General features: G+C 56.7%; 20 protein-coding genes. 18 read left to right on the top strand and 2 right to left on the bottom strand.

Translation table 11 applies throughout. The features are described 5' to 3' along the window. The first annotated feature begins 388 nt into the window (after positions 1-388). The 16 genes from I6L53_RS01820 to phnP all read left to right on the top strand — a co-directional run bounded on the left by I6L53_RS01820 (position 389) and on the right by phnP (position 12,270). A complete protein-coding gene (locus I6L53_RS01820) occupies positions 389-724 on the top strand; it encodes a zinc ribbon domain-containing protein YjdM (RefSeq protein WP_042321205.1) in 336 nt (111 codons plus the stop codon). 81 nt (positions 725-805) lie between these two features. Next, positions 806-1,252: a VOC family metalloprotein YjdN gene (gene yjdN / locus I6L53_RS01815; RefSeq protein ID WP_042321202.1), complete on the top strand. Its 447-nt coding sequence runs from the start codon at positions 806-808 to the stop codon at positions 1,250-1,252. 132 nt (positions 1,253-1,384) lie between these two features. Then, positions 1,385-2,173 carry a phosphonate ABC transporter ATP-binding protein gene (gene phnC, locus I6L53_RS01810; protein ID WP_042321199.1) on the top strand — a complete coding sequence of 263 codons (789 nt, stop codon included), beginning with the start codon at positions 1,385-1,387 and terminating at the stop codon, positions 2,171-2,173. Between the two features lie 21 nt (positions 2,174-2,194). Then, complete coding sequence (phnD, locus tag I6L53_RS01805; RefSeq protein ID WP_042321198.1) at positions 2,195-3,211, top strand: phosphonate ABC transporter substrate-binding protein; 1,017 nt, start codon at positions 2,195-2,197, stop codon at positions 3,209-3,211. Between the two features lie 100 nt (positions 3,212-3,311). Continuing rightward, complete coding sequence (gene phnE / locus I6L53_RS01800; RefSeq protein ID WP_042321195.1) at positions 3,312-4,091, top strand: phosphonate ABC transporter, permease protein PhnE; 780 nt, start codon at positions 3,312-3,314, stop codon at positions 4,089-4,091. A 20-nt stretch (positions 4,092-4,111) separates the two neighbouring features. Further along, positions 4,112-4,837: a phosphonate metabolism transcriptional regulator PhnF gene (gene phnF / locus I6L53_RS01795; RefSeq protein WP_042321193.1), complete on the top strand. Its 726-nt coding sequence runs from the start codon at positions 4,112-4,114 to the stop codon at positions 4,835-4,837. Beyond that, the gene (gene phnG / locus I6L53_RS01790) at positions 4,838-5,290 is read left to right on the top strand and encodes a phosphonate C-P lyase system protein PhnG (RefSeq protein WP_042321190.1); all 453 of its coding nucleotides are present in this window, start codon (positions 4,838-4,840) and stop codon (positions 5,288-5,290) included. Beyond that, positions 5,287-5,871 carry a phosphonate C-P lyase system protein PhnH gene (gene phnH / locus I6L53_RS01785; RefSeq protein WP_042321188.1) on the top strand — a complete coding sequence of 195 codons (585 nt, stop codon included), beginning with the start codon at positions 5,287-5,289 and terminating at the stop codon, positions 5,869-5,871. Before phnG ends, phnH begins: the two co-directional genes overlap by 4 nt. After that, positions 5,871-6,938 (top strand): carbon-phosphorus lyase complex subunit, encoded by a 1,068-nt coding sequence (locus I6L53_RS01780; protein ID WP_042321186.1) that lies wholly within the window; start codon positions 5,871-5,873, stop codon positions 6,936-6,938. The genes phnH and I6L53_RS01780 overlap by 1 nt, the downstream gene beginning before the upstream one ends. 46 nt (positions 6,939-6,984) lie before the next feature. Then, positions 6,985-7,776: an alpha-D-ribose 1-methylphosphonate 5-phosphate C-P-lyase PhnJ gene (locus I6L53_RS01775; RefSeq protein WP_232231090.1), complete on the top strand. Its 792-nt coding sequence runs from the start codon at positions 6,985-6,987 to the stop codon at positions 7,774-7,776. Then, the gene (phnK, locus tag I6L53_RS01770) at positions 7,773-8,531 is read left to right on the top strand and encodes a phosphonate C-P lyase system protein PhnK (RefSeq protein ID WP_042321181.1); all 759 of its coding nucleotides are present in this window, start codon (positions 7,773-7,775) and stop codon (positions 8,529-8,531) included. The genes I6L53_RS01775 and phnK overlap by 4 nt, the downstream gene beginning before the upstream one ends. 119 nt (positions 8,532-8,650) lie before the next feature. Continuing rightward, positions 8,651-9,337, top strand: coding sequence for a phosphonate C-P lyase system protein PhnL (gene phnL, locus I6L53_RS01765; protein ID WP_042321178.1), 687 nt, complete (start codon positions 8,651-8,653; stop codon positions 9,335-9,337). Continuing rightward, positions 9,334-10,470 (top strand): alpha-D-ribose 1-methylphosphonate 5-triphosphate diphosphatase, encoded by a 1,137-nt coding sequence (phnM, locus tag I6L53_RS01760; protein WP_042321175.1) that lies wholly within the window; start codon positions 9,334-9,336, stop codon positions 10,468-10,470. Before phnL ends, phnM begins: the two co-directional genes overlap by 4 nt. Positions 10,471-10,472: 2 nt before the next feature. Next, on the top strand, positions 10,473-11,027 hold the full coding sequence (gene phnN, locus I6L53_RS01755; RefSeq protein WP_042321173.1) for a ribose 1,5-bisphosphokinase: 555 nt from the start codon (positions 10,473-10,475) through the stop codon (positions 11,025-11,027). Next, the gene (phnO, locus tag I6L53_RS01750) at positions 11,014-11,448 is read left to right on the top strand and encodes an aminoalkylphosphonate N-acetyltransferase (RefSeq protein WP_042321170.1); all 435 of its coding nucleotides are present in this window, start codon (positions 11,014-11,016) and stop codon (positions 11,446-11,448) included. The genes phnN and phnO overlap by 14 nt, the downstream gene beginning before the upstream one ends. A gap of 63 nt (positions 11,449-11,511) precedes the next feature. Then, on the top strand, positions 11,512-12,270 hold the full coding sequence (phnP, locus tag I6L53_RS01745; RefSeq protein ID WP_042321169.1) for a phosphonate metabolism protein PhnP: 759 nt from the start codon (positions 11,512-11,514) through the stop codon (positions 12,268-12,270). Here the strand turns inward: phnP and yjdP are convergent. After that, entirely contained in the window at positions 12,267-12,596 is a 330-nt protein-coding gene (yjdP, locus tag I6L53_RS01740) for a DDRRRQL repeat protein YjdP (protein WP_042321166.1), read from the bottom strand. The genes phnP and yjdP overlap by 4 nt on opposite strands. A 333-nt stretch (positions 12,597-12,929) precedes the next feature. Between yjdP and fdhF the strand changes: the two genes are divergently transcribed. After that, entirely contained in the window at positions 12,930-15,077 is a 2,148-nt protein-coding gene (gene fdhF / locus I6L53_RS01735; protein ID WP_084196605.1) for a formate dehydrogenase subunit alpha, read from the top strand. A 103-nt stretch (positions 15,078-15,180) separates the two neighbouring features. Next, on the top strand, positions 15,181-15,870 hold the full coding sequence (yjcO, locus tag I6L53_RS01730) for a Sel1 family TPR-like repeat protein YjcO (RefSeq protein ID WP_042321162.1): 690 nt from the start codon (positions 15,181-15,183) through the stop codon (positions 15,868-15,870). 112 nt (positions 15,871-15,982) lie between these two features. On the opposite strand, the gene gltP is transcribed toward yjcO, so the two are convergent. Next, positions 15,983-17,293, bottom strand: a complete 1,311-nt coding sequence (gene gltP, locus I6L53_RS01725; RefSeq protein ID WP_042321160.1) for a glutamate/aspartate:proton symporter GltP — start codon at positions 17,291-17,293, stop codon at positions 15,983-15,985. Positions 17,294-17,345: the final 52 nt, after the last annotated feature.

Raw genomic sequence — 17,345 nt, 5'->3', positions numbered from 1 at the left:
TATTATTTTAATTACTGTTTTATTGAATGACGCTCAGTGACGTAAGAAAGTAAAAAAGCGTAGTTCAGTTTTATAAAAAGCCAGACCAGTTTAGGTTAATTCCACCTACCAGAAATAAGGGGGGGGAACTCAAACTGAAAATCGACCAGCCAATTATTTAGGATATTTCTTGCCACCTTATCTCAAATAACAAACGGTAGCAATTTCCCTTAAAAATATTACTTCGATTTTTCTGTCTGACCGTCAGGTTATGGTCACAGTTCGGCATTTACCTTAAAAACAGAGTAGTCCCGACAACGTTAAGGATTTTGTGTATAATTGCGTCCTTTTTCGGCAATCTGCCATTTTTTGGGCGCTTTTGCCCTTGCTGACTTTTGAGGAAATCGACATGTCATTACCCCATTGCCCACAATGCAACTCCGAATACACCTACGAAGATAACGGCATGTACATCTGCCCGGAATGTGCCCACGAATGGAACGATGCAGAATCGGCGCATGAAGACGATTCACTGATTGTGAAAGATGCCAACGGTAATCTGCTGGCTGACGGCGACAGCGTCACCGTGGTGAAAGATCTGAAAGTGAAAGGCAGCTCATCGATGCTGAAAATCGGTACAAAAGTGAAAAACATTCGCCTGGTGGAAGGCGACCACAACATCGATTGCAAAATTGATGGATTTGGCCCGATGAAACTGAAATCAGAATTCGTGAAAAAGAACTGATTTAAATTGCCCGGTGGCGCTTCGCTTACCGGGCTTACGGTAACTACACTTAAGTGGCTTCTCTTACCTGAGGTAAAGATTATGCCGTTAAGTCCCTACATCTCTTTTGCCGGAAACTGTGCTGACGCCATCGCGTATTATCAAAAGACGTTGGGTGCAGAACTCCTTTATAAAATCAGCTTCGGTGAAATGCCCAAATCGGCGCAGGACAGCGAAGAGGGGTGCCCGCCCGCAATGACATTCCCCGATACCGCTATCGCCCATGCCAACGTGCGTATCGCCAATAGCGACATCATGATGAGTGATGCTATTTCATCGGACAAAGCCCACTATTCTGGATTCACGCTGGTCCTCGACACGCAGGACGTCACAGAAGGGAAGCGCTGGTTTGACCATCTCGCCGCAGAGGGGCAAATCGAAATGGACTGGCAGGAAACTTTCTGGGCACATGGCTTTGGCAAAGTCAGCGATCGCTATGGCATACCGTGGATGATCAATGTCGTCAAACAGCCCCAGCCAACCGAGTAATACAGCGGGAGGCGCGCCTCCCGTCTTGTCATCAAACTCACCTTAACTCTTCATCGGCAGGTAACGACTCCTTAACCGAAACGTCATATTGATCCGCCACGATGGTGCCACTTTTTTTAGAGAGGCCGTATCATGGAAACGATCATTCGCGTCGAGAAACTCTCCAAAACGTTCAATCAGCATCAGGCGCTGCATGCGGTTGATCTGAACATCGGTTCCGGTGAGATGGTGGCTCTGCTTGGGCCGTCAGGCTCCGGCAAATCCACCCTTTTACGTCACCTGAGCGGGCTGATTACCGGTGATAAATCGCCAGGTAGCCGCGTCGAACTGCTCGGTCGCACTGTTCAGCATGAAGGCCGACTGGCACGCGATATCCGCAAGAGCCGCGCGCATACCGGTTACATCTTCCAACAGTTCAATCTGGTGAATCGCCTGACGGTGCTGGAGAACGTGCTGATTGGCGCGCTCGGCAGCACGCCGTTCTGGCGCACCTGTTTTAGCTGGTTTAGCGCAGAGCAGAAACAGCGCGCGCTCCAGGCACTGACCCGCGTCGGGATGGCGCATTTTGCGTACCAGCGCGTCTCAACCCTCTCCGGCGGTCAGCAGCAGCGCGTGGCAATCGCCCGGGCGCTGATGCAACAGGCCAAAGTGATCCTCGCCGACGAACCGATTGCCTCACTGGACCCGGAATCGGCGCGCATCGTGATGGATACCCTACGCGATATCAACCAGACCGACGGCATTACCGTCGTCGTCACGCTGCATCAGGTGGATTACGCCCTGCGCTACTGTGAACGCATTGTCGCGCTGCGTCAGGGACACGTCTTCTATGACGGCAGCAGCCAGCTCTTTGATAACGACCGATTTGACCATCTCTACCGCAGCATGAACCGCGTCGAACAGAACGCGCAGGCTGCTTAACATCCCAAACGAGGAATGGAAATGAGTTATAGAACTGTTGCCGCCCTGGCCTTTACCAGCATGTTCAGCCTCAGTACGTTGTTAAGCCCGGCTTATGCCGAAGAGCAGGAAAAAGCGCTGAACTTTGGCATTATTTCGACCGAATCACAGCAAAACCTCAAACCCCAATGGGATCCGTTCCTGAAGGATATGGAGAAGAAACTGGGGGTAAAAGTAAACGCCTTCTTCGCCCCGGACTACGCCGGGATCATCCAGGGTATGCGCTTTAATAAAGTCGACATCGCCTGGTACGGTAACCTCTCGGCAATGGAAGCCGTGGATCGCGCCAACGGCCAGGTCTTCGCCCAAACCGTCGCCGCCGATGGATCACCGGGTTACTGGAGCGTGCTGATCGTGAACAAGGACAGTCCGATCAACAACCTCGACGAACTGATCGCCAAACGCAAAGATCTCACCTTCGGTAACGGCGATCCTAACTCCACCTCCGGTTATCTCGTTCCGGGTTATTACGTCTTCGCAAAAAACAACATCGCCGCCAGCGACTTCAAACGCACCGTTAATGCCGGTCATGAAACCAACGCCCTTGCCGTCGCGAACAAGCAGGTGGATGTCGCCACCAACAATACCGAGAACCTCGATAAGCTGAAAACCTCCGCGCCGGACAAGCTGAAAGCGCTGAAGGTGATCTGGAAGTCGCCGCTGATCCCAGGCGATCCGATCGTCTGGCGTAAGAACCTCTCTGAAGCCACCAAGGACAAGGTGTACGACTTCTTCATGAACTACGGCAAAACAGCGGAAGAAAAAACCGTGCTGGAACGTCTTGGCTGGGCGCCATTCCGCGCCTCCAGCGACCTGCAACTGGTACCGATTCGCCAGCTCGCGCTGTTTAAAGAGATGCAGGGCGTACAGGACAACAAAGGACTGAGCGCTGAAGAGAAAACCAGCAAATCGTCCGCGATTAAAGCGCAACTGGACGATCTCGACCGTCTGACCGCCGCGCTGAGCGCCATGACCAGCGTCACCAAAGCGGTGCAGTAAACCTGATGCCCGGTGGCGCTTCGCTTACCGGGCCTACAAACGTAGGCCGGATAAGGCGCTTGCGCCGTCATCCGGCAATAAACTACGCACGGAGCTAAACATGCAAACCATCACCGTTGCCCCGCCAAAGCGCAGTTGGTTCTCGCTAGTGAGTTGGGCCATTCTGCTCGCCGTGCTGATCGTGTCGTGGAAAGGCGCCGAAATGGCCCCGCTCACGCTGATTCAGGATTCCGGCAACATGGCGACCTTCGCCGCCGATTTCTTCCCGCCGGATTTCAGCCAGTGGCAGGACTACCTCGGCGAAATGGCTGTGACCCTGCAAATCGCCGTCTGGGGCACCGCGCTGGCCGTGATCCTCTCTATTCCCTTTGGCCTGATGTGCGCCGACAACCTTGTCCCCTGGTGGATCTACCAGCCGATGCGAAGGGCGATGGACGCCTGTCGCGCCATCAACGAAATGGTGTTTGCCATGCTGTTCGTGGTCGCTGTTGGTCTCGGTCCCTTTGCAGGCGTCATGGCGCTGTTTATCCACACGACCGGCGTGCTCTCCAAACTGCTGTCCGAAGCAGTAGAAGCCATTGAACCCGGTCCGGTCGAGGGCATTCGCGCCACCGGTGCCAACAAAATCGAAGAGATTCTTTACGGCGTGCTGCCCCAGGTGATGCCGCTGCTGATCTCCTACTCACTGTATCGCTTTGAATCCAACGTTCGCTCGGCAACCGTCGTCGGGATGGTGGGCGCAGGCGGCATTGGCGTTACGTTGTGGGAGGCGATCCGCGGTTTCCAGTTCCAGCAAACCTGCGCCCTGATGGTGTTGATCATCGTCACCGTCAGTCTGCTGGATTTTCTCTCCCAGCGTTTACGTAAGCACTTTATCTGATTAGCGAGGCATTGATTGCTATGCACTTGTCTACACATCCGACCAGTTATCCGACGCGTTATCAGGAGATTGCCGCGAGACTTGAGCAGGAGCTACGCCAACACTACCGCTGCGGCGATTACCTGCCCGCCGAGCATCAGCTTGCCGCACGTTATGAAGTTAACCGCCACACCCTGCGCCGCGCTATCGACCAGTTGGTTGAGCGCGGATGGGTACAGCGTCGTCAGGGCGTCGGCGTACTGGTGCTGATGCGCCCGTTCGATTATCCGCTTAACGCCCAGGCACGCTTTAGTCAGAACCTGTTGGATCAGGGGAGCCATCCCACCAGCGAGAAACTGCTGGCGGTGCTGCGCCCGGCTTCCCGCCACGTTGCCGATGCGCTCTGCGTGCAGGAGGGTGCCAACGTCATCCACCTGCGCACCCTGCGACGGGTGAACGGCATCGCGCTGTGTCTGATTGACCATTACTTTTCCGACCTCACCCTCTGGCCGCTGCTGCAGGGCTTTAACCACGGCTCGCTGCACGACTACTTGCGCGAACAGTCTGGCCTCACGCTCACGCGCACACAGACACGCATCAGCGCCCGCCGTGCGCAGGCGAAAGAGAGCAAGGTCCTGGAAATCCCCAACATGGCGCCGCTGCTCTGCGTGCGCACCCTGAACCACCGTGAAGGCGAAGAACGTGCGATGGAGTACTCCGTCAGCCTGACCCGCGCCGACATGATCGAATTCACTATGGAGCACTGAATGCATTTCGATACCGCCACCCGCCAGCGCTGGATGCGCGCGCTGGCTTTCAGCAAGGCCGATGCCCTGAATGCGCGACTCCAGGCGTTAAAGCTGGCACCGGAATATGAACTGATTCGCGCCCCGGAAACCGGGCTGATGCAAATTCAGGCGCGCATGGGCGGCACCGGTAACCGCTTCTTTGCCGGAGACACTACGCTGACCCGCGCAGTGGTCCGCCTGAAAAGCGGCACGCTGGGCTACAGCTACCTGCTGGGTCGCAACAAACATCACGCCGAGCAGTGCGCCGTCATCGACGCCTTACTGCAGGAACAGACGCATTTCCAGAATCTGATGGAAACCTTAATTCGCCCGCTGGAGGCCGAACGCGATGCGGAAATCACCGCTCGTCGCGCCGAAGTCAACGCCAGCCGGGTCGACTTCTTTACGCTGGTACGCGGAGATAACGAATGACCCTACAGACCGCCTTTACCCTGCCCGTCCAGGACGCCCAACAAAGCTTTCGCCGCCTGCTGAAAGCGATGAGCGAACCGGGGGTAATTGTTGCCCTGCATCAACTGAAACACGGCTGGCAGCCGTTGAACCTGGCGACCACCAGCGTCCTGCTGACGCTGGTTGATGGCGATACGCCGGTCTGGCTGTCGCCTGCGGTTAATAATGACATTGCCAGCCAGAACCTGCGTTTTCACACCAATGCGCCAATGGTCGAACACCCCCAACTGGCAACTTTTGCCGTGGCCGACGAGCGCATCAGCAGCGAACAGCTTAATGCCCTCTCTGCCGGTTCCGCCGTGGCGCCGGAGTCCAGCGCCACGCTGATCGTGCAGATCTCAAGCCTGAGCGGCGGGCGGATGTTGCGTCTGACCGGGGCGGGTATCGCCGAAGAGCGGATGATCGCGCCGCAGTTGCCAGAGTGCCTGATTCACGAACTCACCGAGCGCCCGCACCCATTTCCGCTGGGCGTCGATCTTATCCTCACCTGCGGCGAACGGCTGTTGGCCATTCCGCGAACCACCCACGTGGAGGTGTGCTGATGTACGTAGCCGTCAAAGGGGGCGAGAAGGCAATAGCCAACGCCCACGCGTTACAGGAGAACCGACGCCGGGGCGATAATGCGGTTGTCGAACTGAACGTGGCGCAGATCGAACAGCAAATGAACCTGGCTGTCGACAGGGTAATGACCGAAGGCGGTATTGCCGATCGTGAGCTGGCGGCGCTGGCGCTCAAGCAGGCCAGCGGCGATAACGTCGAAGCGATCTTTCTGCTGCGCGCTTATCGCACCACGCTGGCGAAGCTGGCGGTGAGTGAGCCGCTGAACAGCGCGGAAATGCGCCTCGAACGCCGTATCTCCGCCGTCTATAAAGATATTCCGGGCGGACAGTTGTTAGGGCCAACCTATGACTATACCCATCGTCTGCTCGATTTTACGCTGCTGGCGAATGGCGAAACGCCACCGCTGCGGACCGCAGAGAGTACACAGGAAGCCGCCCCGCACGTCTTTTCGCTGCTGGCGAATCAGGGGCTGGCGAAGCCCGAAGAAGATAACGGCACCGCGCCGGATGATATCACTCGTACGCCGCCGGTTTATCCCTGCTCTCGCGCCTCGCGCCTGCAACAGCTGATGCGCGGCGATGAGGGTTATCTGCTGGCGCTGGCCTACTCTACCCAGCGCGGCTACGGACGCAATCACCCGTTCGCGGCCGAGATCCGCAGTGGCTACGTTGCGCTGGAAACGGTGCCGGAAGAGCTGGGATTTGCGGTCAACGTTGGCGAACTGCTGATGACCGAATGCGAAATGGTCAACGGCTTTGTCGCTCCGGAGCACGACAGGCCCCACTTTACTCGCGGCTATGGACTGGTGTTCGGCATGAGCGAACGCAAAGCAATGGCAATGGCGCTGGTGGACAGAGCCCTACAGGCACCCGATTACGATGAAACGGTCACGGGACCGGCGCAGGACGAAGAATTCGTGCTGGCGCACGCGGATAACGTCGAGGCGGCGGGTTTTGTTTCGCACCTCAAACTCCCCCACTACGTCGATTTCCAGGCCGAGCTGGAACTGCTCAAACGCCTGCAACAGGAGGCCGCCCGTGACCACTAACCTCTCCGGCTACAACTTTGCTTATCTGGATGAGCAGACCAAACGCATGATCCGCCGCGCGATCCTCAAAGCGGTGGCGATCCCCGGCTTCCAGGTGCCGTTCGGTGGCCGCGAAATGCCGATGCCCTATGGCTGGGGAACCGGCGGGATCCAGATTACCGCCAGCGTGATTGGCGAACCGGACGTGTTAAAGGTTATCGATCAGGGCGCGGATGACACCACTAACGCCGTGTCGATTCGCAACTTCTTCAAACGCGTCACCGGGGTCAATACCACCGAACGCACGGAAGACGCGACGCTGATCCAGACCCGTCACCGGATCCCGGAAACACCGCTGAGGGAAGATCAGATCCTGATCTTCCAGGTGCCAATCCCCGAACCGCTGCGCTTTATCGAACCACGCGAGACAGAAACCCGCACCATGCATGCGCTGGAGGAGTACGGGATCATGCAGGTAAAACTGTATGAAGATATCGCCCACTTCGGCCACATCGCGACGACCTACGCCTACCCGGTGAAGGTGAATGGCCGCTATGTGATGGACCCGTCGCCAATCCCGAAATTCGATAACCCGAAGATGGACATGATGCCCGCCCTCCAGCTGTTTGGCGCGGGACGCGAAAAACGCATCTACGCCGTACCGCCGTATACCCGCGTGGAGAGCCTCGATTTCGACGATCATCCGTTCAGCGTACAGACCTGGGATGCGCCCTGCGCTATCTGCGGTTCAACGCACAGTTATCTTGATGAAGTGGTGCTCGATGACACCGGCAAACGCATGTTTGTCTGCTCAGACACCGACTACTGCCGCCAACAAAGCGAGGCACTCAGCCAATGACGCAACCGCTGCTTTCGGTTAATAACCTGACCCATCTCTACGCGCCGGGCAAAGGCTTCAGCGATGTCTCTTTTGACCTGTGGCCTGGTGAAGTGCTGGGCATTGTCGGCGAGTCCGGTTCCGGTAAAACCACTCTGCTGAAATCCATCTCTTCACGCCTGGCGCCGCAGTCAGGCGAGATTCAGTACCAGAACCGTTCGCTCTACGCCATGAGCGAAGCCGACCGTCGTCGCCTGCTGCGCACCGAATGGGGCGTAGTGCATCAACATCCGCTGGACGGCCTGCGCCGCCAGGTCTCGGCGGGCGGCAATATTGGCGAACGCCTGATGGCGACCGGTGCGCGCCACTATGGCGAGATCCGCGCCACGGCTCAGCGCTGGCTGGAAGAGGTCGAAATTCCGGCCTCACGTATCGACGACCTGCCGACGACCTTTTCCGGCGGCATGCAGCAGCGTTTACAGATCGCGCGCAACCTCGTCACGCATCCGAAGCTGGTGTTTATGGATGAACCGACCGGCGGCCTCGACGTCTCCGTACAGGCGAAGCTGCTGGATCTGCTGCGCGGACTGGTGGTGGAACTGGATCTGGCGGTGGTAATTGTCACCCACGATTTAGGCGTGGCGCGCCTGCTGGCAGACCGTCTGCTGGTGATGAAACAGGGTCAGGTGGTGGAAAGTGGATTAACCGACCGCGTGCTCGACGATCCGCACCATCCCTACACCCAGTTGCTGGTGTCGTCAGTTTTACAGAATTGATGTCGCTGTTTTGCCGGATGACGACGCTAACGCGTCTTATCCGGCCTACGAAACATGTAGGCCTGATAAGCAAAGCGCCATCAGGCAATTGAATGCACAAATGCTTAAAGAGGCTAAAAATGAACGCGATCCGCGTTGAAAACGTCAGTAAAACCTTTGTGCTCCACCAGCAAAACGGCGTGCGCCTGCCGGTGCTGCAAAACGCCTCGCTGGAGGTAAAAAATGGGGAATGCGTCGTGCTGCATGGTCATTCCGGCAGCGGGAAATCGACCCTGCTGCGTTCGCTGTATGCCAACTACCTGCCCGACGAAGGGCACATTCACATTCGCCATAGTGACGAGTGGGTGGATCTGGTGCAGGCACCGGCGCGCAAAGTGCTGGAGGTACGCCGCACAACGATCGGCTGGGTGAGCCAGTTTCTGCGGGTGATCCCGCGGATCTCCGCGCTGGATGTCGTCATGCAGCCGCTGCTGGATCTCGGCGTACCGCGCGAGACCTGTGCCGCCAAAGCCGCAAACCTGCTGACCCGCCTGAACGTGCCGGAACGCCTCTGGCATCTCGCGCCGTCAACCTTTTCCGGCGGTGAACAACAGCGCGTCAATATTGCGCGCGGTTTTATCGTCAACTACCCGATTCTGCTACTCGACGAGCCGACCGCGTCGCTGGATGCCAAAAACAGTGCCGCCGTGGTAGCGCTGATTGAAGAGGCAAAAGCGCGCGGTGCGGCAATTGTCGGCATTTTTCACGATCAAACTGTGCGCGACCGCGTGGCGGATCGTTTGCACCTGATGGGAACAACACCATGATTATCAACAATGTAAAGCTGGTGCTGGAAGATGAAGTGGTGCAGGGATCGCTGGAAATGCAGGAGGGTGTGATTCGCGCATTTGCGCAAAGTCAGAGCCGTCTGCCGCAGGCGCTGGACGGTGAAGGCGGCTGGCTGTTGCCGGGCCTGATTGAACTTCACACCGATAATCTCGACAAATTCTTCACCCCACGCCCGAAGGTGGACTGGCCCGCCCATTCGGCGATGAGCAGCCACGACGCGCTGATGGTCGCCAGCGGTATCACCACCGTGCTGGACGCGGTGGCGATTGGCGATGTCCGCGACGGCGGCGATCGTCTGGAAAACCTGGAGAAGATGATCAACGCCGTGGAAGAGACGCAGAAACGTGGGGTGAACCGCGCCGAACACCGCCTGCATCTGCGCTGTGAACTGCCGCATCACACCACGTTACCGCTGTTCGAGAAACTGGTTGGTCGCGAACCCGTCACGCTGGTTTCGCTGATGGACCACTCGCCGGGCCAGCGCCAGTTCGCTAACCGTGAGAAGTACCGTGAGTATTATCAGGGCAAGTATTCGCTGACCGATGAACAGATGGCGCGCTACGAAGAGGAACAACTTCAGCTTGCCGCACGCTGGTCACAGCCCAACCGGACGGCCATCGCACAGTTGTGCCGCGAGCGTCACATTGCGCTGGCGAGCCACGATGACGCCACCCCCGGGCATGTGCTTGAATCTCATCAGCTTGGCAGCGTGATCGCCGAATTTCCCACCACCTTCGAAGCCGCAGAAGCCTCTCGCCAACACGGCATGAATGTACTGATGGGCGCGCCGAACATCGTGCGCGGCGGCTCTCACTCCGGCAACGTCGCGGCGCATACGCTGGCGGAGTTGGATCTGCTGGATATTCTTTCGTCGGATTACTACCCTGCCAGCCTGCTGGATGCCGCGTTTCGCGTCGCGGACGACGCGGCCAACCGCTTCACCTTGCCACAGGCGATCCGCCTGGTGACCGCCAACCCGGCGCGGGCACTCAGCCTCAGCGATCGCGGTACGATCGCCGAAGGTAAACGCGCCGATCTGGTACTGGCCCACCGCAAGGGCGATCACATTCACATCGACCACGTCTGGCGTCAGGGAAAGAGGGTATTCTGAGTATGGGAAAGCTGATCTGGCTGATGGGGCCGTCCGGCTCCGGAAAGGACAGTTTGCTGACGGAGCTCCGTCAGCAGGAACATGCGCAACTGCTGGTGGCGCATCGTTACATCACCCGTGCGGCTAACGCCGGGAGCGAGAATCATGTAGCCCTGAGCGAACAGGAGTTTTTCACCCGCGCCGGACATAACCTGCTGGCGCTAAGCTGGCATGCTAACGGCTTTTACTATGGCGTCGGCGTGGAGATCGATCTCTGGCTCAACGGTGGCTTCGATGTGGTGGTCAACGGTTCACGCGCGCACCTTCCCCAGGCGCAGGCGCGCTACGGTACGGCGCTGCTGCCGGTCTGTTTACAGGTCTCCCCTGAGATTTTGCGCCAGCGCTTACAAGCGCGTGGGCGAGAAAGCGAAACAGAGATCGCCGCGCGTCTCGAACGCGCCGCCCGCTATGCCCCGTTTGATTGCCATACGTTGAATAATGACGGCAGTTTGCGCCAGTCCGTTGATACACTGCTAGCGTTAATGGGACGCAAGGAGCTACGCCATGTCTGCCTGTGAACTTCGTCGCGCCACGGCGCAAGACACCGAGGCCGTGTACGCGCTCGTTTGCGAACTGAAACAAGCCTCGTTTGATTACCCGGCCTTTCGCGCCGGGTTCACCGCGAATTTGCAGGATGCCCGACTGCGCTATCAGTTAGCGCTGCTTGACGGTCAGGCGGTTGGGCTGATTGGCCTGCACCTGCAATATCATTTACATCACGCCAACTGGATTGGTGAGATTCAGGAACTGGTGGTGATGCCGCAGGTGCGGGGTTTGAAAATCGGCAGCCAGCTCCTGGCATGGGCGGAACAGGAAGCCCGCAAAGCGGGTGCGGAGATGACGGAGCTGTCCACCAGCGTGAAGCGTCATGACGCCCACCGTTTTTATCTGCGCGAAGGCTACGAACAGAGCCATTTTCGCTTCACAAAAGCATTGTGAGGTACGTAGGCCGGATAAGACGCTCGCGTCGCCATCCGGCACGATACGACAAGGGGAGTGACGATGAGTCTGACCATTACACTAAGCGGCACGGGCGGTGCGCAAGGCGTGCCGGCATTTGGCTGCGACTGCGCCGCCTGTCGTCGCGCGCGTTTGCAGGAATCGTATCGCCGACGCCCGTGTAGCGGCGTGGTCAAATTCAACGATACGGTGACGCTGCTGGATGCGGGCATACCGCACCTGATGGACGACTGGCCGGCGGGTAGCTTCCGACAGTTTTTACTCACCCACTATCACATGGACCACGTCCAGGGATTGTTTCCGCTGCGCTGGGGCGTTGGGGCATCCATCCCGGTGTACGGCCCGGCGGACGAACAGGGTTGCGACGATCTGTTTAAACACCCCGGCATTCTGGACTTTAGCCACACCGTCGAGCCGTTTGTGGTGTTTGAGTTACAGGGATTACAGGTCACACCGCTGCCGCTGAATCACTCAAAGCTGACGCTGGGTTATCTTCTGGAAACGGCGCACAGCCGCGTGGCGTGGCTGTCTGATACCGCCGGGCTGCCCGATAAAACGCTCACCTTTCTGCTCAACAATCAACCGCAGGTTATCATCATCGACTGTAGCCATGCGCCGCACCCGGAACCACCGCGCAATCACAGTGATTTAACCGCGGTGATGGCACTCAATGAGGTGATTCACTGCCCGCAGGTGATCCTTACTCATATCAGCCACCAGTTTGACGTCTGGCTGATGGATAACCCGCTCCCGAACGGATTTGAAGCGGGCTATGACGGGATGCAGATTGTCGTGGATTAACGCTCGTAGTCCTCTTCCATTCGACGCTCTTCATCTTCCAGTTGGCGGCGCTCGCGATCGAGCTGGCGCTGGCGATCGTCCAGTTGACGACGTCTGTCCTCAAGCTGACGGCGACGGTCGTCATACTGTCTGCGGCGATCGTCGCTCATGTCGTTCTGCCATCTGTCGTCACGCGAATCCTCGTAGTCCCGCCCGCTGTCAGGCTTATAGGCATCGTTGATCGCCTGCTGAATGTTGCCAATGGCATCATCAATAATATCAGCCTGTGCCGGCACGGTAGCCAGCGACAGCAGGCTGAATAAAAAGAGCGTCGGAGTGCGTTTCATAAAACCAGCCTCAAAAGGGGACGCATTCTACGTTAGTCAACGCAACTTCATGCAACCAGAGGAGGAATCTCAAATTCAGTCAGGGCCATCCCCACAGGTGTTCCCGGCGCGGCGTCTTATCCTGCCAGTACACCCCGCCACAGCGCGGAGCGATTTGTTGTCATTCACGGGAAATCGTCACGTCAAATATGACGACAGCCTGTTTTTCGTCAGGGTTTTGTCCAAAAATTACCCGTAATATCAGGGAAAGCCCCCAATTAAAATGTGGCATAAAAGATGCATACTCAGGGCGACAAGCGTGTATGCGCGATTTGATTAACTGGAGCGAGACCGATGAAAAAAGTCGTCACGGTTTGCCCGTATTGCGCATCAGGTTGCAAAATCAACCTGGTGGTCGATAACGGCAAAATCGTCCGGGCTGAGGCGGCGCAGGGGAAAACCAATCAGGGTACTCTGTGTCTGAAGGGCTATTACGGCTGGGATTTTATTAACGATACCCAGATCCTGACCCCGCGCCTGAAAACCCCTATGATTCGTCGCCAGCGTGGCGGCAAACTGGAATCTGTTTCCTGGGATGAAGCGCTGAACTACGTCGCCGAACGCCTGAGCGCCATCAAAGCGAAATACGGCCCTGATGCCATCCAGACGACCGGCTCGTCGCGTGGCACCGGGAATGAAACCAACTACATCATGCAAAAATTTGCGCGCGCCGTTATTGGAACCAATAACGTTGACTGCTGCGCTCGCGTCTGACACGGCCCATCGGTTGCAGGTCTGCACCAGTCGGTCGGTAACGGCGCAATGAGTAATGCAATTAACGAAATTGATAACACCGATTTAGTGTTTATCTTCGGTTACAACCCGGCAGATTCCCACCCTATTGTGGCGAATCATGTGATTAACGCGAAACGTAACGGGGCGAAAATTATCGTCTGCGATCCGCGCAAAATTGAAACTGCGCGCATTGCCGACATGCACATCGCATTACGAAACGGCTCGAATATCGCGCTATTGAATGCGATAGGCCATGTCATTATTGAAGAAAACCTGTACGACCAGGCGTTTGTGGCCTCGCGTACGGAAGGTTTTGAAGAGTACCGCAAGATTGTTGAAGGCTATACGCCGGAGTCTGTCGAGGACATCACCGGCGTCAGCGCGAGTGAGATTCGACAGGCGGCGCGGATGTATGCCGGGGCGAAAAACGCGACCATCCTGTGGGGCATGGGTGTGACCCAGTTCTATCAGGGCGTGGAAACCGTACGTTCACTGACCAGCCTCGCAATGCTCACTGGCAACCTCGGTAAGCCCAGCGTGGGCGTTAACCCGGTACGTGGCCAGAACAACGTTCAGGGCGCGTGCGATATGGGTGCGCTGCCGGATACCTATCCGGGCTATCAGTATGTGAAAGATCCGGCTAACCGCGAGAAATTCGCCAAAGCCTGGGGCGTGGACAGTCTGCCTGCGCACACCGGCTATCGCATCAGCGAGCTGCCGCACCGGGCGGCACATGGCGAAGTGCGCGCGGCATACATCATGGGTGAAGATCCGCTGCAAACCGATGCGGAACTCTCAGCGGTGCGCAAAGGCTTTGAGGATCTGGAACTGGTCATCGTGCAGGACATCTTTATGACCAAAACCGCATCGGCGGCGGATGTTATTTTACCGTCGACGTCGTGGGGCGAGCATGAAGGGGTCTTTACCGCCGCTGACCGTGGCTTCCAGCGCTTCTTTAAAGCCGTTGAGCCAAAGTGGGATCTGAAAACCGACTGGCAAATCATCAGTGAGATCGCCACCCGGATGGGGTATCCGATGCACTACAACAACACCCAGGAGATCTGGGATGAGTTGCGTCATCTGTGCCCGGATTTCTACGGTGTGACTTACGAGAAAATGGGCGAACTGGGCTACATCCAGTGGCCTTGCCGCGATACGTCGGACGCCGACCAGGGGACGTCTTATCTCTTTAAAGAAAAATTTGATACCCCGAACGGCATGGCACAATTCTTCACCTGCGACTGGGTCGCGCCGATCGATAAACTCACCGACGAATACCCGATGGTACTGTCGACGGTGCGTGAAGTCGGCCACTACTCCTGTCGTTCGATGACCGGTAACTGTGCGGCCCTGGCCGCGCTGGCAGACGAACCGGGCTATGCGCAAATCAACGCGGCCGACGCGGCGCGTCTGGGCATTGAGGATGAAGCGCTTGTCTGGGTTCATTCGCGCAAAGGCAAAATTATCACCCGCGCGCAGGTCAGTGAACGCCCTAACAAAGGGGCGATTTATATGACCTACCAGTGGTGGATTGGCGCCTGTAACGAGTTGGTGACCGAGAACTTAAGCCCGATTACCAAAACGCCGGAGTACAAGTATTGTGCCGTGCGCGTGGAGCCGATTGCCAATCAATCCGCCGCAGAGCAGTACGTGATTGATGAGTACAACAAGCTGAAGACCCGTCTGCGCGAAACCGCAATGGGTTAACCACAACGTTGATGCATCTCAACAGCCTCCACCCTGGAGGCTGTTTTTTTATCCATACGATCTCTTTATACTGTCGATTCCGTACCCTAATTAAAACTTAATAATGAAACCACTTCTTGCATTGATGTTATTGATGACATTCTTTGCCCGTGCTGCCGATCCTGAGCCAGGAAGCCAGTATTTGCAGGCCGCAGAGGCAGGTGACAAACGCGCGCAATATTACCTTGCTGACAGCTGGTTTAGCTTCGGCGATTTGAGCAAAGCTGAATACTGGGCGCAGAAATCCGCTGACAATGGCGATGCGGATGCCTGTGCGCTGCTGGCGCAAATTAAGATCACTAACCCGGTCAGTCTGGATTACCCGGAAGCGAAAATGCTGGCCGAAAAGGCCGCCCAGGCGGGCAGTAAAGCGGGCGAAATTACGCTGGCGCGCATTCTGGTCAATACTCAGGCCGGTAGACCCGATTACCCCAAAGCCATTTCCCTGCTGCAAAACGCTTCTGAAAATCTGGAGAGCGATGTTGCCGTAGATGCGCAGATGTTGCTCGGTCTGATTTATGCTAACGGCGTAGGGATTCAGGCAGACGATGATAAAGCAACCTGGTACTTCAAACGCAGCTCTGCCATCTCCCGTACCGGCTATTCCGAATACTGGGCGGGAATGATGTTTCTGAACGGTGAACAGGGCTTTATTGAGAAGAATAAACAGAAGGCGCTGCACTGGTTAAATCTGAGCTGTAGCGAGGGGTTCGATACCGGCTGCGAGGAGTTTGAGAAGTTGACGAACGGATGAATCGAATTGCCGGATGGAGGATTGCCTGATGGCACTTCGCTTATCAGGCCTACAAAGGATGTGTAGGCCTGATAAGACGCGTGAGCGTCGTCATCAGGCAATCTGCTAACCGTTACTGGGCGGTTTTATCGAATGAGCCCAGCACTTCGCGCTCATACGCCAGCGCTTTTTTACGGTCAAACTTGTGTTCCCATTTGGCGATAACCAGTACCGCCAGCGCATTCCCCACCACGTTCAGCGCAGTACGCGCCATGTCGAGAATACGGTCCACACCCGCGATAAAGGCCAGGCCTTCCAGTGGGATCCCCACACTACCAAGCGTTGCCAGTAGTACCACGAAGGAGACGCCCGGCACGCCAGCAATCCCTTTCGATGTCACCATCAGCGTCAACACCAGCACGATTTCCTGCCACAGCGACAGGTCGATACCGTACAACTGTGCGATGAAGATCGCGGCAATACTCTGGTACAGGGTCGAGCCGTCGAGGTTAAACGAGTAACCGGTCGGCACCACGAAACTGGTGATCGAGGCTGGCGCGCCATAGGCTTCCATCTTCTCGATAATCCGCGGCAGAACGCTTTCGGAGCTGGCGGTAGAGTACGCCAGAATCAACTCGTCTTTCAGAATACGGATCAGGATCCAGATGCTCAGCCCACAAATGCGCGCAACGATACCCAGCACCACCAGCGCGAAGAACAGGATCGCGAAATGAACCAACAGTACCAGCTTCGCCAGCGGCCACAGTGAGGCAAAACCGAAGTTCGCCACGGTCACGGCAATCAGCGCGAATACCCCGATCGGCGCATAACGCATCACCATGTGCGTCACTTTAAACATGGTTTCGGAAATAGAACGGAACACGGTCACCAGCGGCTCACGATGCGTTGCCGGCAGTGAGGAAAGTCCCAGACCAAACAGCACCGAGAAGAAGATAATAGGCAGCATGTCGCCTCTCGCCATGGAAGCAACAATGTTCGTCGGGACCAACGACAAAATGGTGCCCATCAGGCCATGCGCGTGGCTCTGCACTTCTGCCGTCGTGTTCTGGTATTTCGAAATGTCCACGGTCGCCAGTTGCGACATGTCAATGCCGGATCCCGGCTGAAACACATTCGCCAGCGTAATCCCGAGGATAATGGCGATGGTCGTGATCACTTCGAAATAGAGAATCGTTTTCGCGCCAATACGTCCCAGTTGTTTCGCATCACCGACACCGGCAATCCCGACAATCAGCGTAGAGATCACAATCGGCACAACGATCATTTTAATCAGATGGATAAAGATATCCCCTGCCGGAGAGAGCAGGTTTGCAATCAGCCATTCGCGACTGTCGCTGTGATAATGCAGATAACTGCCGAGTAAGATGCCCAGCACCATGGCAATCAGGATCTGCCAGGCCAGGCTGAGTTTAAAACTTTTCATAACGACGGACTTCCTCAATGGAGCGCCATTCCGGTAAAAAAACAGGAATGGT

This window comes from Citrobacter farmeri, from assembly GCF_019048065.1.
Taxonomy (GTDB): domain Bacteria; phylum Pseudomonadota; class Gammaproteobacteria; order Enterobacterales; family Enterobacteriaceae; genus Citrobacter_A; species Citrobacter_A farmeri.
This window is presented reverse-complemented; position numbering and strand designations above follow the sequence as displayed.